Genomic DNA, 25,688 nt, shown 5'->3' on the forward strand with positions numbered 1-25,688 from the left:
GACAAATGACTTGTTGGCCCCCACAAAGAAGCAGCACCTGATGCTGGAACAGAAATTAAGTGCCGCAGCACAGCTGGCTGATAGTCAATTGTTTACGGATTATCTGATTTATGAGCAGGATGGTAATTGTTGGTTTGGCGGCGGCGTGGTGCGTTCCGTGACATTGTTTGCTGATCGTCTCGAAAGTCGACATGGTGAGGTGGTGTCGGTGCGAAAAGTCGCAGGTAGCGAACTTTGTCAGGCCCTGGCTACTGAGTTGGCTGGCTGGCAAGGGGAATGGCAAGCAGGAGGCTGGGCATGTTTTGAACTGGCATATGCGTTGAATGCACCGCATTTATTAACCGAAGCCGAGCGTGCCGGCGAGGTCCCGTTGCTGTATCTGTGCCAGCCACAAGTTGTCGTCGAGTTGGGTGATGAGACCCGTATTGTCACTGACTCACCGGCTTTGGAGTGGCAATTAACAGCTTTGTTAAACAATAAGCCAGCACAACAAGACTACCGATATGCCGAGTTGAACATCGGCGAAAATCTGCCATATCAAAACGCGGTGCGTGAGGCGATCGAGAGTATTAATCGGCATGAGTTGGAAAAAGTTATTCTGTCGCGAAAGTTGTTATTGGATTTTACGCCGGATTTTGTCGCGACTTGGTTGACTGGTCGTCAGCATAATAATCCGTCTCGTTCATTTTCATTACAACTTGCTGGCTGGCAAGCCAGTGGTTTTAGTCCGGAAATTGTGGTGTCAGTTGATAAGCAGGGATGTGTTACCACAGAACCGTTGGCAGGAACCCGTCGACTCGACGGCTTGATAGCACAAGACCTCTCGCGTTTTAACGAGTTATATCGTGATCCAAAAGAAACCCATGAGCACGCAATCTCTGTGCGTCTGTCAGTGGAGGAGATGCTTGCGGTCTGTGAGCCATCAAGTGTGGTGGTACGTCAGTTTATGGAACGAAAAGAACGCGGATCAGTTCAGCATCTCGCGTCGACAGTTTGTGGTCAGTTAGCGGCGCAAAATAATGCTTGGCATGCGTTTGTCAGTTTGTTTCCTGCTGTCACAGCATCTGGCATTCCCAAGCGTGAATCTTTTGCAGAGATTAGACGTCTGGAAAAAGACAGTCGTGGTTTGTACGCAGGCGCAGTGCTACGTATCAATCATGATGGAACTTTGGATGCAGCTTTGGTGTTACGGAGTTTGCTTGGTCATCAACAAACCGCTTGGTTGCAAGCCGGCGCAGGGGTCGTCAGTGCGTCAAATCCACAACGCGAATTGACGGAAACTACAGAAAAGCTGAGCAGTGTCGCGCCTTGGGTTGTTAAGCGAGGTTGAGCAACGACTTGAGTTAAACGATGCAGTCAGGCGTTAAACAAACAATAGGCAAATACCATGGATAGTTCGAAGGGAACGGTCGTTTACGATTTGGTTGGGGTTGGTTGTGGCCCCTCAAATCTTGCTTTGGCCATTGCGTTAGAGGAGAAAAAATCAGGCCAACAGGCCCTAAATGCGGTATTTCTGGATAAACAAGCAGAGTATTGCTGGCACGGCAATACGATGACTGGCCACAGTGATTTACAGATTTCATTTTTAAAAGATCTGGTATCGCTGCGTTCACCCACCAGCCCATATTCATTTATCAACTACTTGCATATACATGGCCGTTTGGTGGATTTTATAAATCTCGGCACATTTTATCCAAGCAGGCTGGAGTTTAATGATTACCTGCGTTGGGTCGCCCAGCATTTTGCCGGCCAGTGTTGTTACGGCCAAGAAGTAACGGCAATTGAACCTGTTGTAACTGCTGGGCAGGTTAAAACAGTGCGCGTCTGGTCCCGTGATACCCAAGGCAGGACATCAGTCAGAGAAACACGGGCGGTGGTGATCAGTGCTGGGGGCACACCAAGCATCCCTGATCTGTTTCAACCCTTTCTTGCGGATAAGCGCATTTTTCATCACGCCCAGTATTTGCCTTCGCTTGCGAAGGTGGCGGCGAATAAATCGATGCCACTGCGGGTGGCAGTGATTGGGGCCGGACAAAGTGCTGCCGAAGTCTTTTTGGATCTGCAGCAGCAATATCCGTCTGCCAAAGTTGAGTTAGTTATCCGTAACTTTGCTTTAAAGCCGGCGGATTCCAGCCCTTTTGTGAATGAAATTTTTAACCCTGATACCACTGAGTTGCTATTTCGGCAGCCTGCATTGCAGCGTCAGCAATGGTTGTATGAGTATCGTCACACCAATTATGCAGCCGTTGATACATCGATGATCGAACAAATTTATGGCATTTTTTATCGCCAGAAAGTTGCTAAAGCGGCTCAACATGTTTTGCGTAATTTGTCTGTTGTTGAACACGTTAGTACAACAGCACAAGGTGTCCAGCTGACACTTCATCGGCTGGATAGCGGCGAACGGCTGGTCCAAGAGTATGACCTGGTGGTGCTGGCGACTGGCTATCAACGCCAAACACACCGTGAGCTGTTGGCGCCACTTGCCCCATATCTAGGGAACTACGACGTTGACCGCAATTACCGGCTGGAAACGACCGCAGATTTTCAGGTGCCAGTTTATCTGCAAGGTTATTGCGAGTCGTCACATGGGCTTAGTGATACTTTGTTATCTGTGCTGGCTATCCGCTCGGATGAAATCAGTACAGCATTGTTGGCTGCGCTCGATGGACCTGCACCATCAGCTGTGGTTGGAAAAAACGCGCATAGTCATCGGTTGTATCACGAAGAATGGCCAACATAAGCTGGTTTAAAAAGCGCTGATCGAAGCGCTTTCCCGCTTTACCCTGGTATCGGCCCGCCAATTTTCTTACACCAGAGATTGATGTAAATTGGCTTTGTGGCGCTCGATAATGCTGTTGTTGATTATGATGAAATTACAGCGCGATAGAACACAAGGAATACAAGGATTGCAGGATGACAACGAAATTCGGTGAACTCTGCCAACTGCTGTTAGTTGAGTCAGACCTCGGTGGTGCTGTCGCTGGTGCTTGCGCTGGCCCTGCCTGCATCCAACGTTGGTTTTCCCCGACGATGCCAGTCTGGCAGCGATTAAAGACCGCCAATGTTGTGATGAACAACACCAGTAGCGACGAGATTGACCGCAAAAGTCAGGCTAAACACATCAGCACCATCCAACCACTTCTGACGGCTGTACATCAAAGTGTTTCACAATTTTTTCAGCTGTTTCCGCAACATCAATTGATGTTGCTAAGTGGCGATCATTCCAGTGCTTGTGCTGCGGTGGCGGGCCTGAAAAACGCCTTTCCGGGCAGTCGCATTGGTGTCATTTGGATTGACGCACATGCTGATATCCATACACCGCTATCGACACCGAGTGGCAATTTACATGGCATGCCATTGGGTGCGATGTTGCGTCCAACAGCACCTGCGGGATCAGCAACACCGCTTTGGCTGCAGATCCAAGCGATGTGTGCAGGTGCCTTGCGAAGCGAGGACCTGGTTTATATTGGTATTCGTGATTTAGAAGCAGCCGAATGGCAAGTGTTAGAGCAGTTAAATATCCGCCACTGGACCGCGGCGCAGCTCGAACAATCAGGGACTGTCGTGGTTGCGTGCAACACTTTGTTGCACTTAGCTGAGGTTGATTTTATCTATTTGTCGTTTGATATTGATGCGCTGGATGCTTCGATTGCCATGGCTACGGGCACTCCGGTCACCGCAGGTTTGACCGAGCAGCAGGTTCAGACGCTGTTGCAGTTTTTCCTTGCAGATCAACGAGTGAAACTTTTTGAGGTGACCGAGTTCGCGCCTGCTCTTGATGAGCAAGGGATAACCGCCATGGTGTTGTCTCGATTATTGACTCAGGTGCTTCCTGCTTTAGCTGTGCCAAATCAAACCTTGACCGCGAACGGGTAGTGACGTTGTTTCGGGTTCATCCTGTGCACAACGACGTTCGTTAAGGAATCCACCGATGACGGTGGAAGCGTACCTGGATTCATTACAACGGCAGAAGCTGCCAATTTTGTCTCCAAATTACGCCAATTTGCCATGATACTATAAAAGTTCCGTAGGGAACTTTTGCCTGCTTTTATGTGCTAATTCCTGAACCCAACCAATTCATCCAAGGTGATTTACCCCCCAGTCAGTAGAGTTTGTATGCTATTACCCCCCAAAATACCCACCAATCAGTGGGCATTGAGAGGTAAAATATCTTGACGAAAAAAGGAAAATTCTTTTAAATCAATGGCTGTTAAGTTTTTGATTTTATTCGATATTTTTGATTTTATTCGATATTTTTGATTTGCTCTGATGTCTTTATTTTATTTAAAATCAATGACTTGAGTTGATTTTTAGTGATTTAAAACACGCTTACCCCCATATTACCCCCCACTTAAAAACACAGAAAAAGACGATAAAAAAATCATTTTTTAGGGTTGGAGTTTTGCGACGCTCGATGAATTGCAGTTCATTTATCATCTAATTGTTACTGCTTCCCACAACCGTTGTCGTGGTTCGCTTTCCATGCTATTAATAGAAACTTATATGCTTCTATTTATAAAAAAGAAACTAATGTGTTTCTTTTTAGATGCCCATATTGATAGAAAGTTTTGGAGCAGTCCATGGCAGATCCGTTATTGACACAAATGAGACAAAGAAGGCTGCAGCTGTCGCTGAAACAGCAAGACATGTACATGCGGGTGGGTATTTCGCGTCAGCAATATCACCGTATTGAGAATAAAGGTAATCCACGACTGGATACTCTTGAACTGATTGCGCAAGGCTTAAGTACAGAGTTGATGCTTATACCCAAAGAGCATGTTGAAGCAGTTAAAAAATTGCTAGCAACAAATTTGGTGAATAGCGAGTTGGTGGAGGAGCAAACAGACGAGCAAAGTAGTTTAGTAGATGATCCCTGGCAAAATTTGCTGTGAGTTTTTGCTGAGGGACTGACACATTTGAGTTCAGTTAAAGGTGGGATAAATGGAAAAACTAAGGCTGTTAGAACTGACATTACATGACAACTTAGTGGGGTATCTGGCTGGATTCCAAAGTGGCCGTAATGTTCTTTTATTTGATGACTCGTTCAGGAACGATTCCAATCGTGCAACATTAAGTGTGATCACCCGTCCAGACTTTCCAAAATCAGACCCATTGCTGGCGCAAGATTGGGTTAAAAACCACAAGCTGCATCCAATATTGTCCAATCTTTTGCCTGAAGGTTCATTACGTGAACTGATTGCACAGGGTCTGAAAGCGCATGTTGATCATGAATTTAAACTACTTGGTGCATTAGGACATGATCTGCCTGGTGCATTAATAGCAACGCCAATCAGGGCTGATCAAGTTCCGGCCTCGCTCAAACAACGGTTGCGCTTATCAAGTAATCAACCCTTTGAAATCACTGATGAAGAACGAATTCAAAACGATAAGTTTTCGTTGGCTGGCATACAAATCAAATTTTCAATGCGAGAAAACTCCGGCCGTTTCACATTAGGATTTAATGGTGCTAGTAAGCCTGAGCTAGGTGATTGGATCATTAAAACGCCTTCAGTAAAGCATCCAAATGTACCTTTGAATGAATACACAGCGATGAAATTAGCTGAGGCGGTTGGCATTGATATACCAGAAGTTCGACTGGTTGAGATGTCGCAACTCGACAACTTGTTGCCAGTCAACTTGCCAGAAGAGCAGTTCGCGTATGCGATTAAACGATTTGACCGCGAAAAAATGCCAACATCTCAAAGTGACCCGCAAAGCAGTGTGCTTCAACGCATTCACATGGAGGATTTTGCCCAGGTTCTGGTGAAGTACCCTTACCAAAAGTATGATTCAGCCAACTATGAACAAATTGGCCGCGTGATCCGTCAATTTTCAGCTGAACCAAATGCTGACTTGCAGCAATTTGCGCGTCGATTATTGGTTAATATTTTGTTGGCAAATGGCGATGCCCATCTGAAAAATTGGAGCCTGATCTATCGCGATCAAAAAAATCCAAGGTTGTCCCCAGCTTACGATATTCTGACAACCAGCCTATACATAAAAGATGAGCGTCAACTTTCGCTTAACCTTGCAAAAAACAAAGATTGGTATCAGGCCAATCTTGAACACTTTAAATTCTGGTCTGAGCAAGTGGATGTGCCTTGGCGAGTCATTAAACCGCATTTGGATGATACGCTCGAAAAGGCGAGGGATTTATGGCCTTCACTGATAAGCCAAATGCCTATCACTGATGCTCATAAAACTAAACTTCAAGAGCACTGGAAGTTATTGCGTACTGATTTCAGGGTTTAGGGCCGAGCCAGGTCATTTTAGCAGCGCAGCGGCAACGACGTTCGTTAAGGGGATCCACCGATGACGGTGGAATCGTATCTGGATCCACTACAACGGCAGAAACTGCCAATGTTTGTATCCAAGTTGCGCCAATTTGCCATGATGCTATAAAAGTTCCGTAAGGAACTATTGCCTGCTTTTACCTGTGCGAATTCCTAAAAACTGCCAATTGATTCGAGGTGGTTTACCCCCCCAGTCAGTCGAGCTTGTCTGCTATTACCCCCCAAAATACCCACCAGTCAGTGGGCATTGAGAGGGAAAATATCTTGACGAAAAAAGGAAAATCCTTTTAAATCAATAGATGTTAAGTTGTTGATTTTATTCGACGTTTTGTATTTGCTCCCGCATTTGCTCAATCAATACCTTCAGTTCCACTGCGGTATTGGTGATCTCGGTCGAAATCGCTTTTGAGGACAAGGTGTTCGCTTCGCGGTTGAATTCCTGCATCATAAAGTCGAGTCTGCGGCCGACGGCGCCGCCTTGTTTCAGGCTGTGGCGAGTTTCTTTGATGTGAGCGTCGAGGCGGTCGAGTTCTTCGGCGACGTCGGATTTTTGTGCCAGGAAGGCCATTTCTTGTTCGAGACGGTTATTGTCCAGATCGGCTTTGATTTCCTGTAAACGGGTATGCATTTTGTCGCGTTGCCATTGCAGGGCTTGCGGCAGGTGGGTGCGCAGCGTGGCGACGTGGCCGGCGATTTGATCGAGCCGGTCGCGGATCATTTGTTCAATGGCGGCGCCTTCACGGCCACGGCCGGCCTGGAAGTCTTTTAAGGCCAGTTCAAAACCGGCCAGCAAATCGCTTTGCAGACTGTCCATATCGGCTTCTTGCGTTTCCATCACGCCTGGCCAGCGTAAAATGTCAGTGACATTCAGCTGTGCTTGCGGGCATTTGTCCAGCAATTGCTGCGCGGCTTGCAGCAGTTGGGCGGCAAAGGCGTCGTTAATTTTCAGCTCGCTGCTTTGATTGGCGGCGGTGTAGCGCAGGTTAATTTCTAATTTTCCGCGATGCAGATTTTGCCGCAGTTTGTCGCGCAATAGTCCTTCAATACCGCGAAATTGCTCAGGTAACCGAAAATAACTCTCGAGATATCTTTGGTTAACTGAGCGAATTTCCCAGACGGCGTTACCCCAGTCGGCTTTAAGTTCATGGCGGGCGAAAGCGGTCATGCTATGGATCATGCGATTGTCCTGTTCAAAAGTAAGCAAAAAAACAGTATACCCAGAAGCAGGGCATTAGGCGAATGGCAGGATTTTTGTTATTTGTGCCACCCCTGACGGGTTTAGGCGGCGAGCGGGTGCGGCCTTGCTGTCAGTTCCTGTCGCTTTGCACCAATAGTTGCCGGTCTGTTGATGGCAATCTGCCTGCCAAGCCCCTATAATGGCCGATTGAAAATTCAGCCAAACCAGCAAACAGAGGTCCTTCATGCGTCCAAGCGGCAGAACAGCCAGTCAGATCCGTCCTATCAGTTTCACCCGTAATTTTACTGCCCATGCCGAAGGTTCGGTGCTGGTGGAATTTGGCAATACCAAAGTGCTGTGTACCGCATCTGTTGAAGAAGGTGTGCCCCGGTTCATGAAAGGCCAGGGCAAAGGCTGGATCACGGCGGAATATGGCATGCTGCCACGCGCCACTCATACCCGTAACGACCGGGAAGCGGCACGCGGCAAACAGAGCGGCCGCACCATGGAAATTCAGCGCTTAATTGGCCGGGCATTGCGGGCGGCAGTGGATTTGTCCTTGTTAGGCGAAAATACCATTATGTTTGACTGTGACGTGATCCAGGCTGACGGCGGTACCCGCACTGCGGCTATTTCCGGTGCTTGTGTGGCGTTATGTGATGCGTTAACGCACCTGCGTGCCAAAGGCGCCATTAAAACTAACCCACTGAAATATATGGTGGCTGCGGTTTCAGTCGGCATTTATAAAGGCGAAGCTGTGGCTGATCTGGAATATCTGGAAGATTCTGCCGCCGACACCGATATGAACGTGGTGATGACCGAAACCGGCAAACTGATTGAAATTCAAGGCACAGCCGAAGCTGAGCCATTTAGTTTTGAAGAAATGCAAGACATGATGGCCATGGCCAAAATTGCCATCCGTGAAATTATTGATGAACAAAAACGTGTATTAGCCTGAGGTGGTGATGAAAGCTTTTCAGATTGAATTTATTGAGTTTGCCCTGAGCCGTCAGGTGCTGAAATTTGGCTCTTTCACTTTGAAGTCAGGTCGCACCAGCCCGTATTTTTTTAATGCCGGTTTGTTTAACACCGGTGGTGATTTAGCCAAACTGGGTCGTTTTTACGCCGCAGCCATTCAGGACTCAGGCATTGAGTTTGATGTGCTGTTTGGCCCGGCTTATAAAGGCATTCCTATTGCGACCACCACTGCCGTGGCGCTGGCAGAGCATCATCAGCGCGATGTCCCTTATTGCTTTAACCGCAAAGAAGCCAAAACCCATGGTGAAGGCGGTAATTTGGTCGGTTCTGCGCTGCAAGGCCGTATTTTGCTGGTGGATGATGTGATCACGGCCGGTACTGCCATTCGTGAATCGATGCAAATTATTCAGGCGCAAGGTGCTGAGCTGGCAGGGGTGCTGATTGCGCTGGATCGGCAGGAGCGGGGGCAGGGCGAACTTTCTGCCATTCAGGAAGTCGAACGCGACTTTGGCACCCAGGTCATTTCTATCATTGGTCTGAACGACTTGATCAATTACCTGCAAGGCAAGCCTGAGTTAGCTGAGCATTTGGATGCGGTGACGGCTTATCGTGCCCAATATGGCGTGAGTCTGGCTTAAGGTCCGATTATTTCAGGTTTTGTTAAGCAAAACCTGCGATAACACAGCCTAGGCTGCAATGTTTTACCACAGACGGGAGTTTACTGTGCTTAATAAACCCAATGGCACTGGATTTGGTCGTATCCTCAAAGCCACTGAATGTTCACGCAAAGGCTTTGTTGCCGCCTGGCGCTTTGAAGCTGCTTTTCGCCAGGAAGCGGCGTTGGCGATTGTACTGCTGCCACTTTCTTTCTGGCTGGCTGATTCGTTGCAGCACTGGGCTGTGCTGGTATCGGTGTTATTACTGGTACTGATTGTTGAACTGCTGAATTCGGCGGTGGAAACTTTGACCGACCGGGTCAGTCTGGAACGGCATGAATTATCAGGCCGGGCCAAAGATTTGGGTTCGGCTGCTGTGACCTTGAGCCTGACCATTGTGACTGTGGTTTGGGGTGTGGCGCTTTATCAGCAACTCGCCGGTTAATGCGGCGGAGTGAGTGAGTAAAAACGGGCAGTTGCCCGTTTTTTTGTGGGTGTGGACTGATGGTAGCGTCTTAAGGTCGGGAACCAGCAAAGCCAACTGCTGTTAGCGCGGCTCGCCAAACAAACTATCGCGAAATACCTGCCACTGCGCATTAAAATGTGAGGTCGGCAAGCGGCTAAACCCAGAGCGGACAAACTGGTGAATTTTGCCTTCACAGCTGGCCAGCAGCAAGTTGGCCAAATCGCCTTCATCTTGCAGAAAACTTTTGCCTTCGCGTAACTTACGCTCGCGCAAACATTGTTTGAGCTGCAGTTCCAGTTTGTCGAACAACAAGGCCACCCGTTCCCGCAGGCGTTCCTGCTCACCCTGCAGGGCATCGCCGGTCAGGATGCGGCAGATGCCGGGGTTACGCTCAGCGAACAACAACAGCATATGCAGGATCAGTTCAATCCGTTGTTCGGTTTGTTTATGCTCCAGCAAAATGGCGTTGATGGTACTGAGTAACGTGGTTTCGATAAACTCGATTAAACCTTCAAACATCCGCGCTTTGCTGGGAAAATGCCGGTACAGTGCCGCTTCAGACACACCCACAGCAGCGGCTAGTGCTGCTGTGGTGATACGTTGCCCCGGATTGTTTTCCAGCATGGCGGCCAGCGCCTGCAGGATTTCTTCTTTGCGGTTATTACTTCGGACTGTTGCCATCTGTGGTACTGCTCAGTTTCAAATTCATCACCAGGGTCGAGCCGTTGTGCGGCCTGTGGTTTGGCCTTGTTTAGTGGCGGCCGGAATGGCCAAAACCACCTTCGCCGCGCTCTGACTGATCAAAGTCAGCCACCAGGCTAAAGTCCGCTTGCACCACCGGCATAAACACCAGCTGCGCGATGCGATCGCCAGGTTGAATGGTAAAACTGTCCTGACCACGGTTCCAGGTGGAGACCATCAACTGACCCTGATAATCCGAATCAATTAGTCCGACCAGATTGCCCAGCACAATACCGTGTTTATGGCCAAGGCCTGAGCGTGGCAGAATGGTGGCGCATAAATTGGCATCACCAATATGAATGGCGATCCCTGTTGGGATCAACACAGTCTCACCCGGATTTAACGTCAGCGGTGCATCCAGCAGCGCCCGTAGATCCAGACCGGCTGAGCCTGGCGTCGCGTAGGCCGGTAACGGATATTCAGTGCCGATGCGCGGGTCGAGGATCTTCAGTTCAATGCTTTTTTTCATGGTGGTATTGCTCAACAATCAATTGGATAAGTGAAGTGGCTAAAGCTGATTTGTCCTGCAGCGCCAGTGGTTGGGTCAGATCTTTGCCATACAGCGTGATGGCATTTTGTTCGCTGTTAAAACCTTGACCGGCAACAGACACATCATTGGCACAAATCAGATCTAAATTTTTTTCTGCCAATTTGCGTTTGGCGTATTGTTCGACCTGTTCGGTTTCAGCGGCAAAACCAACCGTATAAGGTCGTTGTGACGTTAATGCGGCAACGGCGGCAATAATGTCAGGATTTTTCACCAGTTGCAGCGTTAACAGCTCGCTGTCAGCGGTTTTTTTCAGTTTTTGTGGCGCCACAGTCGCCATCCGGTAATCGGCAACCGCAGCGCAACCGATAAAAATATCCTGCTGGACTGCAGCCTGCAGTGCGGCCTGATACATCTGTTCTGCACTTTGCACATCAATCCGTTGCACTCCGGCCGGAGTATCGAGCTGGACCGGGCCGCTGATAAGGGTGACAGCAGCACCGGCTTTGGCTGCGGCTGCAGCCAGTGCAAAACCCATTTTTCCTGAGCTGTGATTACTGATAAACCGAACCGGATCAATGGCTTCACGGGTTGGACCCGCAGTGATGGCTATTTTTAAACCTTGCAGCGGTTTTGGCTGTAGCCGGAAGTAATCAACCACCAGTTCGGCCAGTTGTACCGGCTCCAGCATCCGGCCCATGCCAACATCACCACAAGCCTGTTCACCAGCCGCCGGGCCATAAATGTGAATATTTCGTGATTTTAAAGTTGCTAAATTGGTTTTTGTTGCTATGTTTTTATACATCTGTTGATTCATCGCTGGCGCAACTGCCAGCGGTGCATCAGCAGCCAGAATACAAGTGGTCAGCAAGTCATTGGCCATGCCATAACAAATGCGGGCAATCACATCGGCTGAAGCTGGCGCCACCAAAATAAAATCAGCCCAGCGCGCCAGCTCAATGTGACCCATCGCGGCTTCGGCAGCTGGATCCAGCAAAGACTGGCCAACCGGATGGCCAGATAATGCCTGTAACGTCAGCGGGGTAATAAATTCTGCTGCCGCCGGAGTGAGGATCACCCGGACTTCAGCGCCGCGCTCTTTTAAGCGGCGCACCAGATCAGCAGATTTATACGCAGCAATACCGCCGCTGATCCCAAGCAGAATATGTTTACCTGCCAGCGGCAGGGCAGAGCAAGCTGTGGACATAACCTGATATCCAAACCGAAAAAACTGGGCACTAAGATAACATGAACCACAACGCAAGGACGAGCGATGAACATCAAACATTGGCCTGAAGCGGAGCGGCCGCGCGAAAAATTGCTGGCGCATGGTGCCGCAGCCTTATCAGATCCTGAGTTGTTGGCCATTTTTCTCGGCCATGGCTTCGGTGGTCTGGATGCCTTGGCACTGGCGCGGGAGTTACTTGGCGAATTCGGCGGCCTGAAACCTTTTTTTGCCGCCAGCCGGCTGCAGTTTTGTCGGCAACGCGGCTTGGGACTGGCACGTTACGTGAAAACCCAGGCGGTACTGGAATTATGTCGCCGCTGTATTTATCAGAATCTGCAGCGTGAAGCCGTGTTTACCGAGCCGGCGTTGGTGAAACATTATTTGCAATACAGCATAGGTTTAGAGTCGCGTGAAGTCTTTATGTTGTTGTATCTGGATAGTCAGCACCGGTTGATCAAAGCCGAACCGCTGTTTTACGGCACAATAGATGCAAGTCCAGTGTATCCGCGTATTGTAGTTCAGAGCGCTTTAGCGCATAATGCCGCCGCCGTTATTTTGGCTCACAATCATCCATCCGGAGTTGCTGAGCCGAGTCGCGCTGACAGAGCTATAACGGAGCGCCTGACCCAAGCCATGGCTTTGGTCGATATCAAGTTATTGGATCATTTTGTGGTCGGCGACGCAGAGGTCATTTCCTTTGCAGAACGCGGCTGGCTTTAAGATCTGATTGGATCGCAAGCAGGATCGGTTAAATTCGAGGCAGAATTACCTTGAATTTTTGGCCGCTATCGTGTATAAATTGCGCCCTTTCAGAAATCCGGGGCATTCTTCCAGGCCAGAAGGATGACGATAGCTCGAGCTGAAGTAATTTTGGAGAAACATTGACATGTCTAGAGTGTGCCAAATCACTGGTAAAGGTCCGATGGTAGGTAACCGTCGTTCACACGCCAACAACGCAACTAAGCGCCGTTTCCTGCCTAACCTGCAAACTCACCGTTTCTGGGTTGAAAGCGAAAACCGTTTCGTATCTCTGCGTCTGACCACGCGTGCGATGCGTATCATCGATAAAAATGGTATCGATGCAGTTTTAGCTGATCTGCGTAAGCAAGGTCAAAAGGTTTAAGGATTAGAAAATGCGCGATAAAATTCGTTTAGTTTCTACTGCTGGTACCGGCTTTTTTTATACAACTGATAAAAACAAGCGCACCATGCCAGAAAAAATGGAAATCAAAAAATTCGATCCTAAAGTGCGCAAGCACGTGATTTTCAAAGAAGCGAAAATCAAGTAATCGAATAAACAGAACCCGGCAATTGCCGGGTTTTGTGTTTTTACATCACGGTAAAAATTTTATTCAGACCAGTTTGGCAAGCAAACTGTGCCAAAACCTACCAGACGTTTTGGTGTTTTTACAGTCCGGCCTCAACCAGAGGCTGAGGCGTATGTCCGGCAAAACGCAAAACTATTTGCGTTTTGAGATCCCGAAAACACCCTTCTCTCTCTGATTCAGTTGACTGCCTTTGTTGAATTGCCCCGACGCTTCGCGCCGTATCGAGGCAAAGCTACCGCTGATAGCTGGCATCGATTGGATTCCGTTGTGCGGAACTTTTATCCCGTGTGATGTTCACATCATCAGGTTCTGTGCTTGGGTGACTAGGTTTGTGCGTCACAATCTATTACACTGCATTATCAAAGTTAAAAGGCTGGGGCTATGGCACTGAGTAAGCGCGACTGGAACAATATAATTATTTTCAGTGTATTAGCGATGCTGTTGTTATTTTTCTTTATTCCGCAGCAACTGATGGAACAACAACAGAGCCCGAATGCTCAGCAACAATTGGTCACTGCCGATGAACCTTTATTACAACTGCAGTTTGAAAGCACCAGTTTGCAACAGGCCGGCACTGAATGGCGTTTTCAGCCAGCCCTGGCAGAATCGTCCTTATCTCCAGCGCAATTGGCTCAATACTGGCAGCAAATGCAGTTGCCTGTGCCTTTAACGAAAAAACAAGCAGCCAAAGTTGAACTGGGCTCGCAGCCGCTGCGACGGGTGGTGTTATTACTGGCCGGAGCACAAGCACCGCAACATTGGTGGCTGTATCAGCAACAACAGCAATTTTATCTGCAACGCCAGGGTATGGCGGCCATCTATCCGTTAACCGCCGAGCAGGCCGACCAACTGATGCCAGCCGAGCTTAATCAGGTGGTTGAATAAGTCAGCCACCATTGTCTGCTGATCTCTGTCTGAGTCTGCGCGCAAATCCGAGGAATTTATGCCTGAATTACCCGAAGTCGAAGTCTCCAGACTCGGCATCAGTCCGCATTTACAAGGCCGAACCTTACAGCAGGTGGTGGTCCGACAACGTCAATTACGCTGGCCAGTGCCGGATGAAGTGCTGGCGATTCGGCAGCAGCCGATCCTTGGTGTGTCCCGACGCGCCAAGTATCTGCTCATCCATCTGCCAACCGGAGATATCCTGATCCATCTTGGCATGTCCGGCAACCTGAAATGGTTAGCGGCCAGTGTGGCTGCTGGCAAACATGACCATGTCGACTGGTTACTGGATGACGGTACTGTGTTGCGGCTGAATGATACCCGGCGTTTTGGTGCCGTATTATGGCAAGCAAAAGGCAGTGTACACCCGATGCTGGCTGCGCTGGGTCCGGAACCTTTGACTGAGGCGTTTACGCCTGAATTGTTATTTGCCTGCTGCCAAAAGCGCAGCAGTGCCATTAAACTGGTGTTGATGGATAATCATGTGGTGGTTGGGGTGGGCAACATCTATGCCAATGAAGCACTGTTTAAAGCGCGGATTGTACCGACCCGGCCTGCACGGCAGTTAACCCTGGCCGAATGTGCGGTACTGGTCAGGGTGATCCAGCAAACTTTGGCTTTTGCCATTGAGCAGGGCGGCACTACGCTGAAAGATTTCAGTCAGGTTGATGGCAAACCCGGTTATTTTAAGCAGGAATTATTGGTGTATGGCCGTGGAGGTCAGGATTGCCCGCAGTGTCAGCACCAACTGACTGAAATCCGTTTAGGGCAGCGCAGTACTGTGTTTTGTCACCATTGCCAGCAATAACACCGTCAGGCAAATAGGCGCTGGCCATTCGTTCTGGGCCAGCACAGTCTGCTGTCGTTTAAAACTCGCGTTTGGCGATCAGGCGCCAGCGCCAGCCGGATAATTCAGGGTTGTCGGTGACAGGTTTGGCCAAATCAATACTGATAATGCTACCGCGGCTGGAATGGCTTGGCAGGATCCGCAAACCAAGGCCGTAGCCATATAAAGCATCCTGGTCCAGCTTGTTTTGTGGCAGTGGATGATCCCAGGCCCGACCGGCATCGACAAAACCGGCAATCGCCACATCAAATAATTGATAAACATGCCAATTGGTAATATAGCGGTATTCACTGGACGCGATCAGCGCTTTGTTACCGGTTTGATAATACAGCGGAAAAGCCCGCATGCCATCGTCACCGCCAATGGTCAGTAACTGATCCCTAAACAAATTTTTACCAACGGACCAACGCAACTGGCTGATCCAAACCTGGTTTTCGCTGAGGTGGCGAATATAACGCAGATGGCTGCTGAACAGTTGCTGGCTTGGGATCTCGTCGGCGTCCAGTTGCATATAAGCACTGCTGAGTACCAGCCAGTCCCTGTCCGATAAAGCCCAGTTTTTTTCCAATGACGCTTGCCAGTGCCAGCCGCTGCTGCTGGCGCCAAGACCGCTTTGTAAGCGGCCCAGCCGGATATTGGCCTGCCAGCCAAAATTAATGTCTTCGGTGCGGTTAAATAAAAAGAAGTTCTGCAGTTTCTGATAATCCGATTGCAGAAATTCCCAGCCCAGCCAGACCTGAGACAAATCACGATCGGCCGGCTCCGGCCAAAACGACTGCTCGTTGTTACTAAACTGATGTTCGTCCAGCGTCACCCCGACCAACAGATGTTGCACCTGATTCTGTTGTTGGCTGATTTTCCAGCCGGTATGCAGATCCAAAAACTGGGCTTTGCTCTGATATTCATTCACTTCGTCGCCAAGCCAGTATTCAGTCAGATCTTTGATATTTTTTGCGATGGTAAAACCATAAGCCCGTTCAGAATTGAGCCGGTAAAAAGGTTTTTCCAGATTCAGCAGATAACTCTCGCCATCCGAGTTATCAGCGTAAAACATCGAAGTACGCCAGTGATTGCCGAAAATGTTCGGCGAGACAAATCTGAGCTGGAAGCCATCCCGTTCACTGTCATTGTAATATTCGGCCTGCAACTGATTACCGCTACCAAGCAGGTTATCTTCGGCAAAACCCAGCGCCGATTTGGTTTCGCCCCCTTCATGACCAAGATCGATTTTTGGCAATAACGACCAGTTATCCCAACTGGTGACAGTCACCACCACAGCCGCAGTGTCAGCGCAATAGTGGCTGACTTCGACTTCAGCATGACGCAAATAGCGCCGTGCCCGGAGTAACCGCTCTGTTTCAGCCAGTTCTGCCAGATCGAGCTTATCACCTTCGGTGAATAACAGATCATCCCGCAGCGTCCCTTCGGTGGTTACCACATGATATTCATTGGCAAAACGATGAAACCACAGGGTATTTTTAGCATTTAAATCAAAAATATCGTTACGGACAAATTCAATTTTGGCAATCTTCAGCGGGCCGGCCGGTAAGGACTGACCGGCGCCATGTGGCACACATTGGGCGGCACTGCCAGCAGACAGACTAAACAACACCGCAGCAACAACATATTTCAACATGGGGTTTTTCATCCTGGCAAACGACCTTATCTGCTTTGAACGCGACTGCGAAATAAAGTTTAGTACAGGCCTGTGATTCGTTTGATGTGACCTGTGTCTGGTGACTCTTGTTTAGTTAATGTTTTTTCTACAGAAATTGCAAGTCGCAATCCAGAGATCCGCTGAGGTGTCATTTGGTAGGTCAGACAGGATTTCCACCAGCACGCGGGTTTGGTCGCCGGTTGCCAGCTTGCGGCCATCCACAAAAGCCGTTACACTGCGCCGCAAACCAAGGGGTGCGTAAAGCTGAGACGCCGCAAGGCGAACCCTTAGAACCTGATCCGGATCATACCGGCGGAGGGATGGTACTTCTCACTTCCTTATACGCGGATGATCCTTCAATCAACATTGGAGTCGTTCGTTGATGCTGCCGAAATTTTCCCTGACTATTACCGCTTTATCTGTGCAATTACTGTTTGCAACTGGTGCATTGCAAGCTGCTGAGCAGCAAGTCCAACTGCAGGATATTGAAAGAATCGCTGTGCAAGGTGATTTTCGCCAGACCAATCTGCAAAAGCTGCCCGGCAGTGTGGTGTTGGTGTCAGAGCAGGAATTGCAGCGTCAGTCGGCGCAACATCTGGACGATCTGTTACAGCAAATCGGCAATCTGAATTTTGCCGCCGGCGCCTCGCGTGGCCGTTATCTGCAGGTGCGTGGTGTTGGTGAGCGCAGTGAATTTGTTGATACCATTAACCCTTCGGTCGGTTTGTTACTGGATGGCATTGATTATTCTAGTTTAGGTTTGCCGAGTTTGTTTGATTTGCAACAACTGGAAGTATTCCGCGGGCCGGAAGCGACCCGATTTGGTGCCAATGCCATGGCAGGCATGCTGAATGTCATTACCAATCAGCCGAGCTACAGCCCGGAAACCCGTTTATCCGCCACCCTGGCCAATTACCATAGTCACCAATTAAGTTTCAGCCACAGCGATAAAATCAATGACCAACTGGCGTATCGTTTCGCGGCCGATCAGCAACAATCCGATGGATTTATCCGCAATAATTTTTTGCAGCGCAAAGATAGCAACAACATCGACGAAAACCATCTGCGTGGCAAACTGAACTGGTTAGCGACTGAAGATCTGACACTGGATTTGGTGCTGAACTGGCATGATATCGACAACGGCTATGATGCGTTTTCGCTGGATCGTAACCGCGTGACTTTATCCGATGAGCCGGGTCAGGATCAGCAAGACATTAAAGCGGGTGCTATCAAAGCGCATTATCGCGGCTGGGACAGTGTTGATAGTTATACCCAATTGAGCGTGCTCAATGCCAACTCGGATTACAGTTTTGATGAAGACTGGAGTTTTCAGGCTATTCACAAAGATGCTTATGCCACCACTGATCAATATGTACGCGACCGCCACAACCTCAGTTTGGATCAAAGGCTGCAGGCGAAAGACAACCATTGGGTGGCTGGTGTTTATGCCAGTTCGCAACAAACCGATTTGACCCGCAATTATGGTGATTCTTTTGCCAACACTCTGACTGTGTTTAATAGTGAACTGACACGCGAGCATCTGGCGTTTTACGCTGAATATCAGCAGCCATTGCATAACGCGCTGACCTTGACCTCGGGACTGCGGGCTGAACGTTATCAGGATGAATACCTGGACAGCAATCAAATTGCCCAGCGCGGCGATGACTGGATGTGGGGCGGTAAACTCAGTCTGAATTATCAGGTCAGTCCGCAGGCGATGCTGTATCTGCTGGGCTCTCGCGGTTATAAAGTTGGCGGCGTGAATGGGGAAGCGCTGGCGAAAGCGCTGGATCCATCCTTTGCAGATATTGCGGCCAAGTTGCAGCAACAACCGACCTTTGCAGCCGAAATACTGTGGAATGCCGAATTTGGTGTGAAAGCCGCCACTGCGGATCAAAAGCTGGTCAGCCGGGTCGCCGGTTTTTATATGTGGCGCGAAGATATGCAGGTGAACTCCTGGATCAATCGTGGCACCAAGTTTATTGGTTATCTGGCGAATGCCGGCAGCGGCCGCAATTACGGTATTGAAATGGAAAACCGGTTGCAACTATTGCCTGAGCTGGCGCTGGAACTGAATGCCAGTGTGCTGCAGAGTGAAATTCGTCATTTCCTCACAGATAAAGGTGTGGACCAAACTGGCCGGGAGCAGGCACATGCGCCGGATTTCCAGTACAGTCTGGGGCTGGATTATGCCTTAAGTTCAGCCCTGAGCCTGCAAGCCGCTGTGCAGCATAAAGACGGCTTTTATTACTCGGACTCTCACAACAGTCAAGCCGAGGCGATGACACTGCTGAATCTGCGGCTGAATTACAGCTGGCAGCAACTGACGCTGGCATTGTGGAGTCGCAATGCGCTGGATGAAACCTATGGTGTGCGTGGCTTCTTTTTCGGCAACGATCCGCGCGATGGTTATGAAGACCACGTGTATGAGCAGTTTGGTGAACCACGCCGGGTTGGTGTGACAGTCAGCTATCAGTTTTAACCGGAGTTAAAGATGCAATTATCTATCGAAATTAGTAAGTACCCACTCACTGCCGATTATATTGAACCTATAGTTGGTTTTATTGCCGAGCTGAATCGCGAACCTGGCCTGCAGGTGGTGACCAACACCATGAGCACTCAGGTATTTGGTGAATATGAAACCGTGATGGCGGCGCTACAGCGTTGTATCCGTTGGTCGTTTGAACGCTATGGCAAAGTGGTGTTTGTGGTGAAGTTTATCCACGGTGATTTACGGCCATGACAGAGCTGCTGAGCGGTCTGCTGCAGGGGTGGCAATTACAGTCAGGCATTGAACTTTTTGCTACCTTACTGGCATTGTCTTATACCCTGCTTGCTATCAAGCACAGTTTATGGTGCTGGCCGGCAGCGCTGCTCAGCACTTTGCTGACGCTGCATATTATGGTGCAAAGTCAGTTGTTTACCGATGCACTCTTGCAGCTGTATTATGCCGGTATGGCCATTTATGGCTGGCTGAACTGGCGACGGATGACGGCGCAAAGTCATGGCGTGCCGGAAACTGTGGTGGAATGGGATTGGCTGCGACATCTGCAACTGATTAGTGGTACTGCCGCCGCCGGTGTGCTGCTCGGTTATCTGATGGCCACTTATACCAGCACAGATTTTGCTTATCTGGGCGCACAAATCAGTTGTTTTGCTGTGGTCAGTACCTGGCTGGTGGCAAAAAAAGTGGTGTCTAACTGGTTGTACTGGTTTGTGATTGATGCAGCTTCGATTTATATGTATCTGCAAAAAGATCTGTATTTCTTTAGTGCATTGTTTTTAATTTATACCGTGATCGTCATTATGGGGTATCTGGCATGGCGCAGCAGTTATCAACTGCAACAGAACAGCAAATCTGGCATTTATGTCAGCGGTTAGAGTTTTTCGCCTATCATCTGCCGCTGTCATTGCAAAAGCTGGCGACCAGCAGTACCAATGATAACTACTATATCCATACCCAGCGCGGCCATTATTTGCTGCGCCATTATGCGCCTTTTGTCGAAGGCGTATGCCGGCAGCAAGAATTGCGTTGTCAGCATGCGGCTGCCGCTGTGGGTATTGCGGCTGCCCCTTTGTGCCTGAATAACCATCAGCGGATGCTGGTCAGTGACTTTATTACCCATAGCCGGCATTTTGACTGGCAACTGCATCATGGTGAACTGGCGCAACTGGTGGACAAACTGGTGAGTCTGCATCAGCTTAAAGTGCAGACGCCATTGTTAGAACCCTGGCAATATTTGCAGCAATTACATAGAGCCATTGCAATCAGCCAGTGGACGAGCAGCGATGAGGCTGGCTGGAAACAGTTATTGCAGGCAGCGGCCAGTTTGGCGGCTTTATCCAAAGATATCGTGCTTTGCCATATGGATTTGCACAGCGGTAATATCTTATTACAGCAGCAGAAAATCTGGTTGATTGATTTTGAATATTGCCAGTTGGCTGATAGTTGTTTTGATTTGGCAGCCTTGTCGTTAAATCTGGCGATGACGGCAGCCGAAGAGCAGCAAATGTTGTTATTTTATTTGCAATACCGGCCACAAGCGGCGGTCGATTTAACGGAAAAACTGCAACTGGCGAAACAGCTTTACAGCGGCTTTTGCTGGTTATGGTATAAAAGCCAGCCATCCGCGGCGCAAAAAGCTGAGCTGGCGAGGTTGAAGCTGCGGCAGTTGGCACTGCCGCCAGAACGAAGCTTAAACTGATTTCAGTCAGGCTGTAAGGCTGAGACTGCTTGCTGCTCTGTTATCATCACAGCGGCAGTTGGTTCAGATACCACCCAGACGTTCAGCCAATACCTTATAACGCTTGACGTCTTCTTCATCAAACATCGGTTTACCGTTGTCATCTTTACCTGCTGAAACTAATAAGTTTTCGCGTGCCAGTCGTTCTACTCTGCTGTCCTGAATTGCCAGAAATACCGCGACTTCTGCTACTGTCATTAATGCCATGATCATGTCTCTGTTGGAATAATCCTTATAATATAAGCCTAAAAAGGTCAGTTTGTGAATAAAGAGCCGCAGTTGGCAAAAAAAACCAACGCAGCAGCGTGATCACCCTGCTTTTTATCGCAAGGCCACTGGAGCTGTTGCTGTGAGCGTGTTAAGTTTTGGTTTGCAAAAAGCAATAATCACATGAAGTAAACATTAAAGAGACCTAAACAATGGCAACATCAATCCATTATCTGTGTAGCGCAGTGCTGGCGGCTGCAGTGCTGCAAATAACTGCAGTGTCGGCAGCGACAGTCACGGCGCCGATTGCGGCTGAGAAACCTTATCTGGTGAAATCGGCGCATGGTGACCGCAACGATCCTTATTATTGGTTACGGGATGATCAAAGAACTGCGCCAGCAGTTCTGGATTATCTGAATGCGGAAAACCAGTATTATCAGCAATATGCCGCAAAATATCCGCAAATGACGAAAACCCTGACCGATGAAATTATTGGCCGGATCAAACAAGATGACAGTTCGGTACCGGCTGTGAAGGGCGATTACAGTTATTACACGCGTTATGAAAGTGGCAAACAGTACCCGATATACGCCCGTAAAGCCAAACAAGGTGGTACTGAACAAATCATGCTGGACGTCAACAGCATGGCTGCAGGCAAAGATTTTTACCAGATTGGCAATTACGCGGTCAGTCCGGATCAACAGCTGTTGGCCTATGTTGAAGATTTAAATGGCCGCCGCAGCTACACCGTCAAGATCCGCGATTTGCGCACTGGCAAGGACTTACCGGATCAAATTAAAGGTGCTGAAGCATCACTGGCTTGGTCTGCTGACAGTAAGCAGCTGTTTTATGTCGAAAAAGATCCGCAAACTTTACTCGGCAACAAAATTAAACGCCACACTTTAGGCCAGGCCGCAACCACGGATCAGCTGTTATATCAGGAAAAAGACAATAGTTTTTATATCGGCGTTGGCAACAGCAGCGATGATAAGTACGTGGTGATTTCGACCAGCAGTACTGTATCCAGCGAAATACTGGTGCTCAGAAGTGACGACAAGAGTGGCCAGTTTAAATCACTGGCGCCGCGGCAACGTGATTTTCAGTATGAAGCGGATCATTTGGGAGACCGCTGGATCATCAAAACGGATTGGGACGCGCCAAACTACCGGCTGATGGCGGTCAAAGACAGCGACATTGGTGATCGCCAGCGCTGGACCGAATTGCTGGCGCATGATAGCAAAGTCTTTATCGATTCTTTTCAGCTGTTTACTGATTATCTGGTGCTGAATGAGCGCAGTGATGCGCTGGACAGAGTCAGACTGTTGCCATGGGCCGATTTAACCAAAGCCCAGTATCTGGCGTCGGATGAGCCAGCCTATGTGTCCCGCACTGACAACAATCCGGAGCAAACCACCGACTGGTTGCGTTACAGTTATACCTCGCTCACTACGCCAGCGTCGATTTTTGAACTGAATATGAAAACCGGTGAAAAACGTTTGCTGAAACAACAGGAAGTGTTGGGTGGTTTTGATAAAAACAATTATCAGACGGAACGGGTTTGGGCGACAGCCAAAGATGGTAGTAAAATTCCGGTTAGCTTGTTGTATAAAAAAGGCCTGAAAAAAGACGGTACCGCGCCTCTGTACCAATATTCTTATGGCTCTTATGGTATTTCCAGCAGTCCGGCATTCCGCTCGACCGTGTTATCCTTAGTCGACCGTGGTTTTGTCTATGCCATTGCGCATATCCGGGGTGGCCAGGAGATGGGGCGGCAATGGTATGAAGATGGTAAGTTATTGAACAAAATCAATACCTTTACTGATTTCATTGCAGTGACTGATTATCTGGTGGCTGAAAAGTATGCTGCCAAAGACAAAGTCTTTGCGATGGGCGGCAGTGCCGGTGGTCTGCTGATGGGGGCTATTGCCAATATGGCACCGGAGAAATACCGCGGTTTAATGGCGCATGTGCCTTTTGTCGATGTGGTGACCACGATGCTGGATGAGTCTATTCCGCTGACGACCAACGAATTTGATGAGTGGGGCAATCCGAAACAAAAAGTTTATTACGATTACATGCTGTCGTATTCACCTTATGATCAGGTGAGAAAACAGGCTTATCCGGCCATGCTGGTGACCACCGGGCTGCATGATTCACAGGTGCAATATTTTGAGCCTGCCAAGTGGGTGGCGAAATTGCGTACCCATAAAACTGATCAACGTCCATTGTTATTCCGCACCAATATGGAAGCAGGGCATGGCGGTAAGTCGGGTCGTTTCTCCCGGATGATCGAAATTGCCGAAGAATATGCTTTTGTGCTATCGCTGCTGGAACCTCAGTCCTAACTGAAGCGCCGGCCTGTTGCTGCAGGCCGGCTGTTTTCTGCTCACGCTCTGCTAACAATTATCTAACCCACTGATTTATCTACAGCTGACGGCTATTCTCTGAACATGCCTAAAAAGCTGATTTTCGGCTTTCTGCGCGCTATCTTCATCCGGCTGTGATAGACAAGTTCGGTGAATCTCGGTATAAGAATCTGACTCAGATAGCATTTTTTGCAAAATTTCTGCAAGTTCCGGGCTGGAAATTATCGCACAGCAGTGAAGCTGGGCTATCTTTGTTCGAACAGGATCAGATCAGCACTGTCAACCAAATAAAAATAACTGCGGGTACAGGGTATGAAAGCATCAGGCATGTCGCTAGCAATTTACACTAACTTTCTTGGTCAGTCGCCAAACTGGTACAAACTGACAATTATTTTGTTTTTATTTCTTAATCCATTGGTTTTTATCAATAATCCATATATAGCCGGCTGGCTGTTAGTGATTGAATTTATTTTCACTTTGGCGATGGCGCTCAAATGTTACCCATTGCAACCCGGTGGTTTGCTGGCGTTGCAGGCGATTGCGATGGGTATGACCAGCACGACCAAGGTGATGCATGAAGTCTCAGTGAATATTGAAGTGATATTGCTGCTGGTGTTTATGGTGGCTGGCATTCACTTTGTCAAAGATTTACTGTTGTTTGTTTTTACCAAACTGCTGATCCGGGTCCGCTCTAAAATTGGTATTTCGCTAGCATTTACCACGATGGCGGCTTTTTTGTCGGCCTTTTTAGATGCCTTGACGGTGGTGGCGGTGATTATTGCCGTGGGGATAGGTTTTTACGCTATCTACCATAAAATTTCCTCCGGCAAAGGTTTTATTGACCCCCATGATCACAATGCTGACCATGAAGTCGCTGAATTATCCCGGGCTGACTTAGATGCCTTCCGTGGTTTTTTACGTAACTTGCTGATGCATGCCGGTGTTGGTACCGCTTTAGGTGGGGTTTCAACTATGGTTGGCGAACCACAAAACCTGATTATTGCCGCCGCCGTGGGTTGGGATTTTGCTGAATTCGCTTTGCGGATGGCTTCAATTTCTATCCCGGTGCTGCTTTGCGGCTTACTGACCACTGTGGTGGTAGAAAAATTCCGTATTTTTGATTTTGGTGTACGCCTCCCTGCCACTGTACAGGACGTCTTGATTGCTTATGACAATTACCAGAGTGCAAAAATGGTCAGCACTGATAAAGCGAAGCTTTGGGTTCAGGGCATTATCGCTGTGTTGCTGATCTTATGCCTGAGTTTGCATATTGCTTCTGTCGGTCTGATTGGTTTGATGGTGATTATTCTGGCGACGACTTTTTGCGGTGTCACCGATGAACATGCCATCGGCAATGCTTTTAAAGAAGCCTTGCCATTTACGGCCTTGCTGGTGGTTTTTTTCTCCATAGTCGCGGTGATTATCGACCAGCACTTATTTACGCCGGTGATTAACTGGGTACTGACCTTTGATGGTCAGTTGCAACTGGCGGTGTTATTCCTGGCCAATGGTGCTTTATCGATGGTCAGTGACAATGTGTTTGTCGGTACTGTGTACATCAATGAAGTGAAAGCTGCCTGGGAAGCCGGTAAAATCAGCCGTGAGCAATTTGAATTGCTGGCGATTGCCATTAATAGCGGTACCAACTTGCCAAGTGTGGCAACACCTAATGGTCAGGCTGCATTTTTATTCCTGTTGACCAGTGCACTGGCACCATTAATCCGGTTGTCGTACGCCAAAATGGTCTGGATGGCGATTCCTTATACCATAGTACTGACAGTGGTCGGTCTGCTGAGCACAGTGTTTATTTTACCGGAAGTAACCAGTTGGATGTACCAGGCAGGCTGGATCCATCATTATGTGCCAACTGCTACTGCAGTGAGCGGTCACTAAAAAAATGGGGTTTTATCGTTGGTAAAGCCCCGTTCACCGGCAGGACGCTTTAAAACACAGGCAACAGCCCCCAGAAAAGCATGGTAATCATCATCTGAAGTCGCGGGAGAAAACACACCGGGTGCCAGTTTGATATCAACAACATAAACTACAACCGGCAACATCATGCCGG

28 protein-coding genes and 1 riboswitch are annotated in these 25,688 nt (G+C 48.8%); of the genes, 21 read left to right on the forward strand and 7 right to left on the reverse strand.

All coding sequences use genetic code 11. The features are described 5' to 3' along the window. The first annotated feature begins 88 nt into the window (after window positions 1-88). From AC53GJ_RS02410 to AC53GJ_RS02440, 7 genes are all read left to right on the forward strand, one after another. Window positions 89-1,330 (forward strand): salicylate synthase, encoded by a 1,242-nt coding sequence (locus AC53GJ_RS02410; RefSeq protein WP_496730939.1) that lies wholly within the window; start codon window positions 89-91, stop codon window positions 1,328-1,330. A gap of 57 nt (window positions 1,331-1,387) precedes the next feature. Further along, window positions 1,388-2,743: a lysine N(6)-hydroxylase/L-ornithine N(5)-oxygenase family protein gene (locus AC53GJ_RS02415; protein ID WP_496730940.1), complete on the forward strand. Its 1,356-nt coding sequence runs from the start codon at window positions 1,388-1,390 to the stop codon at window positions 2,741-2,743. Window positions 2,744-2,916: 173 nt separating this feature from the next. Next, window positions 2,917-3,879, forward strand: coding sequence for an arginase family protein (locus tag AC53GJ_RS02420; RefSeq protein WP_496730941.1), 963 nt, complete (start codon window positions 2,917-2,919; stop codon window positions 3,877-3,879). 55 nt (window positions 3,880-3,934) lie between these two features. Continuing rightward, window positions 3,935-4,015, forward strand: a complete 81-nt coding sequence (locus AC53GJ_RS02425) for a hypothetical protein (RefSeq protein ID WP_496732753.1) — start codon at window positions 3,935-3,937, stop codon at window positions 4,013-4,015. Between the two features lie 568 nt (window positions 4,016-4,583). Then, window positions 4,584-4,895, forward strand: coding sequence for a helix-turn-helix transcriptional regulator (locus AC53GJ_RS02430; RefSeq protein ID WP_496730942.1), 312 nt, complete (start codon window positions 4,584-4,586; stop codon window positions 4,893-4,895). 49 nt (window positions 4,896-4,944) lie between these two features. After that, on the forward strand, window positions 4,945-6,255 hold the full coding sequence (locus tag AC53GJ_RS02435; protein WP_496730943.1) for a type II toxin-antitoxin system HipA family toxin: 1,311 nt from the start codon (window positions 4,945-4,947) through the stop codon (window positions 6,253-6,255). A gap of 60 nt (window positions 6,256-6,315) precedes the next feature. After that, window positions 6,316-6,405 (forward strand): hypothetical protein, encoded by a 90-nt coding sequence (locus tag AC53GJ_RS02440; RefSeq protein WP_496730945.1) that lies wholly within the window; start codon window positions 6,316-6,318, stop codon window positions 6,403-6,405. Between the two features lie 207 nt (window positions 6,406-6,612). Here the strand turns inward: AC53GJ_RS02440 and AC53GJ_RS02445 are convergent, their stop codons facing one another. Continuing rightward, window positions 6,613-7,473 carry a YicC/YloC family endoribonuclease gene (locus tag AC53GJ_RS02445; RefSeq protein WP_496730946.1) on the reverse strand — a complete coding sequence of 287 codons (861 nt, stop codon included), beginning with the start codon at window positions 7,471-7,473 and terminating at the stop codon, window positions 6,613-6,615. A 244-nt stretch (window positions 7,474-7,717) separates the two neighbouring features. Here AC53GJ_RS02445 and rph point away from each other — a divergent pair, with 244 nt between their 5' ends. The 3 genes from rph (at window position 7,718) to AC53GJ_RS02460 (ending at window position 9,552) form a co-directional block, all read left to right on the forward strand. Next, a complete protein-coding gene (gene rph / locus AC53GJ_RS02450) occupies window positions 7,718-8,431 on the forward strand; it encodes a ribonuclease PH (protein ID WP_496730947.1) in 714 nt (237 codons plus the stop codon). Between the two features lie 7 nt (window positions 8,432-8,438). After that, complete coding sequence (gene pyrE, locus AC53GJ_RS02455; protein WP_496730948.1) at window positions 8,439-9,089, forward strand: orotate phosphoribosyltransferase; 651 nt, start codon at window positions 8,439-8,441, stop codon at window positions 9,087-9,089. An 85-nt stretch (window positions 9,090-9,174) separates the two neighbouring features. Beyond that, window positions 9,175-9,552: a diacylglycerol kinase gene (locus tag AC53GJ_RS02460; RefSeq protein WP_496730949.1), complete on the forward strand. Its 378-nt coding sequence runs from the start codon at window positions 9,175-9,177 to the stop codon at window positions 9,550-9,552. A gap of 102 nt (window positions 9,553-9,654) precedes the next feature. On the opposite strand, the gene slmA is transcribed toward AC53GJ_RS02460, so the two are convergent. From slmA to coaBC, 3 genes are all read right to left on the reverse strand, one after another. Further along, on the reverse strand, window positions 9,655-10,254 hold the full coding sequence (slmA, locus tag AC53GJ_RS02465) for a nucleoid occlusion factor SlmA (RefSeq protein ID WP_496730950.1): 600 nt from the start codon (window positions 10,252-10,254) through the stop codon (window positions 9,655-9,657). A 70-nt stretch (window positions 10,255-10,324) separates the two neighbouring features. Continuing rightward, a complete protein-coding gene (dut, locus tag AC53GJ_RS02470; RefSeq protein WP_496730951.1) occupies window positions 10,325-10,783 on the reverse strand; it encodes a dUTP diphosphatase in 459 nt (152 codons plus the stop codon). After that, a complete protein-coding gene (gene coaBC, locus AC53GJ_RS02475; protein WP_496730952.1) occupies window positions 10,767-12,008 on the reverse strand; it encodes a bifunctional phosphopantothenoylcysteine decarboxylase/phosphopantothenate--cysteine ligase CoaBC in 1,242 nt (413 codons plus the stop codon). Before coaBC ends, dut begins: the two co-directional genes overlap by 17 nt. A 66-nt stretch (window positions 12,009-12,074) precedes the next feature. Here coaBC and radC point away from each other — a divergent pair, with 66 nt between their 5' ends. The 5 genes from radC to mutM all read left to right on the forward strand — a co-directional run bounded on the left by radC (window position 12,075) and on the right by mutM (window position 15,110). Then, complete coding sequence (radC, locus tag AC53GJ_RS02480) at window positions 12,075-12,749, forward strand: RadC family protein (RefSeq protein ID WP_496730953.1); 675 nt, start codon at window positions 12,075-12,077, stop codon at window positions 12,747-12,749. Between the two features lie 166 nt (window positions 12,750-12,915). Next, window positions 12,916-13,152, forward strand: coding sequence for a 50S ribosomal protein L28 (gene rpmB / locus AC53GJ_RS02485; RefSeq protein ID WP_068067773.1), 237 nt, complete (start codon window positions 12,916-12,918; stop codon window positions 13,150-13,152). 10 nt (window positions 13,153-13,162) lie between these two features. Beyond that, a complete protein-coding gene (gene rpmG, locus AC53GJ_RS02490) occupies window positions 13,163-13,318 on the forward strand; it encodes a 50S ribosomal protein L33 (RefSeq protein ID WP_068067767.1) in 156 nt (51 codons plus the stop codon). Between the two features lie 420 nt (window positions 13,319-13,738). Next, a complete protein-coding gene (locus AC53GJ_RS02495; RefSeq protein ID WP_496730954.1) occupies window positions 13,739-14,242 on the forward strand; it encodes a hypothetical protein in 504 nt (167 codons plus the stop codon). Between the two features lie 58 nt (window positions 14,243-14,300). Beyond that, window positions 14,301-15,110 (forward strand): bifunctional DNA-formamidopyrimidine glycosylase/DNA-(apurinic or apyrimidinic site) lyase, encoded by an 810-nt coding sequence (mutM, locus tag AC53GJ_RS02500; RefSeq protein ID WP_496730955.1) that lies wholly within the window; start codon window positions 14,301-14,303, stop codon window positions 15,108-15,110. Window positions 15,111-15,168: 58 nt separating this feature from the next. On the opposite strand, the gene AC53GJ_RS02505 is transcribed toward mutM, so the two are convergent. Continuing rightward, a complete protein-coding gene (locus AC53GJ_RS02505; protein ID WP_496730956.1) occupies window positions 15,169-16,785 on the reverse strand; it encodes a BamA/TamA family outer membrane protein in 1,617 nt (538 codons plus the stop codon). A gap of 261 nt (window positions 16,786-17,046) precedes the next feature. Next, a riboswitch (TPP riboswitch) is annotated at window positions 17,047-17,144 on the forward strand. Between the two features lie 44 nt (window positions 17,145-17,188). Between AC53GJ_RS02505 and AC53GJ_RS02510 the strand changes: the two genes are divergently transcribed. Genes AC53GJ_RS02510 through AC53GJ_RS02525 form a run of 4 tightly spaced genes read left to right on the forward strand, consistent with a single transcriptional unit; the run spans window position 17,189 to window position 21,011 of the window. After that, the gene (locus AC53GJ_RS02510) at window positions 17,189-19,288 is read left to right on the forward strand and encodes a TonB-dependent receptor (RefSeq protein WP_496730957.1); all 2,100 of its coding nucleotides are present in this window, start codon (window positions 17,189-17,191) and stop codon (window positions 19,286-19,288) included. 12 nt (window positions 19,289-19,300) lie between these two features. Beyond that, window positions 19,301-19,549 carry a YkoF family thiamine/hydroxymethylpyrimidine-binding protein gene (locus tag AC53GJ_RS02515; RefSeq protein ID WP_496730958.1) on the forward strand — a complete coding sequence of 83 codons (249 nt, stop codon included), beginning with the start codon at window positions 19,301-19,303 and terminating at the stop codon, window positions 19,547-19,549. Then, window positions 19,546-20,187 (forward strand): nicotinamide riboside transporter PnuC, encoded by a 642-nt coding sequence (pnuC, locus tag AC53GJ_RS02520; protein WP_496730959.1) that lies wholly within the window; start codon window positions 19,546-19,548, stop codon window positions 20,185-20,187. Before AC53GJ_RS02515 ends, pnuC begins: the two co-directional genes overlap by 4 nt. Further along, a complete protein-coding gene (locus AC53GJ_RS02525; protein ID WP_496730960.1) occupies window positions 20,127-21,011 on the forward strand; it encodes a phosphotransferase in 885 nt (294 codons plus the stop codon). The genes pnuC and AC53GJ_RS02525 overlap by 61 nt, the downstream gene beginning before the upstream one ends. Window positions 21,012-21,074: 63 nt before the next feature. Here the strand turns inward: AC53GJ_RS02525 and AC53GJ_RS02530 are convergent, their stop codons facing one another. Continuing rightward, window positions 21,075-21,257: a helix-turn-helix domain-containing protein gene (locus AC53GJ_RS02530; protein ID WP_496730961.1), complete on the reverse strand. Its 183-nt coding sequence runs from the start codon at window positions 21,255-21,257 to the stop codon at window positions 21,075-21,077. Between the two features lie 212 nt (window positions 21,258-21,469). Between AC53GJ_RS02530 and AC53GJ_RS02535 the strand changes: the two genes are divergently transcribed. Both AC53GJ_RS02535 and nhaB read left to right on the forward strand, forming a co-directional pair. Further along, on the forward strand, window positions 21,470-23,602 hold the full coding sequence (locus AC53GJ_RS02535; RefSeq protein ID WP_496730962.1) for a S9 family peptidase: 2,133 nt from the start codon (window positions 21,470-21,472) through the stop codon (window positions 23,600-23,602). 348 nt (window positions 23,603-23,950) lie between these two features. Then, window positions 23,951-25,516 (forward strand): sodium/proton antiporter NhaB, encoded by a 1,566-nt coding sequence (nhaB, locus tag AC53GJ_RS02540; RefSeq protein ID WP_496730963.1) that lies wholly within the window; start codon window positions 23,951-23,953, stop codon window positions 25,514-25,516. Here the strand turns inward: nhaB and AC53GJ_RS02545 are convergent. Continuing rightward, window positions 25,513-25,683: a hypothetical protein gene (locus tag AC53GJ_RS02545; RefSeq protein ID WP_496730964.1), complete on the reverse strand. Its 171-nt coding sequence runs from the start codon at window positions 25,681-25,683 to the stop codon at window positions 25,513-25,515. The genes nhaB and AC53GJ_RS02545 overlap by 4 nt on opposite strands. Between the last annotated feature and the right edge of the window lie 5 nt (window positions 25,684-25,688).

Source organism: Rheinheimera sp. B2H12 (assembly GCF_059620065.1).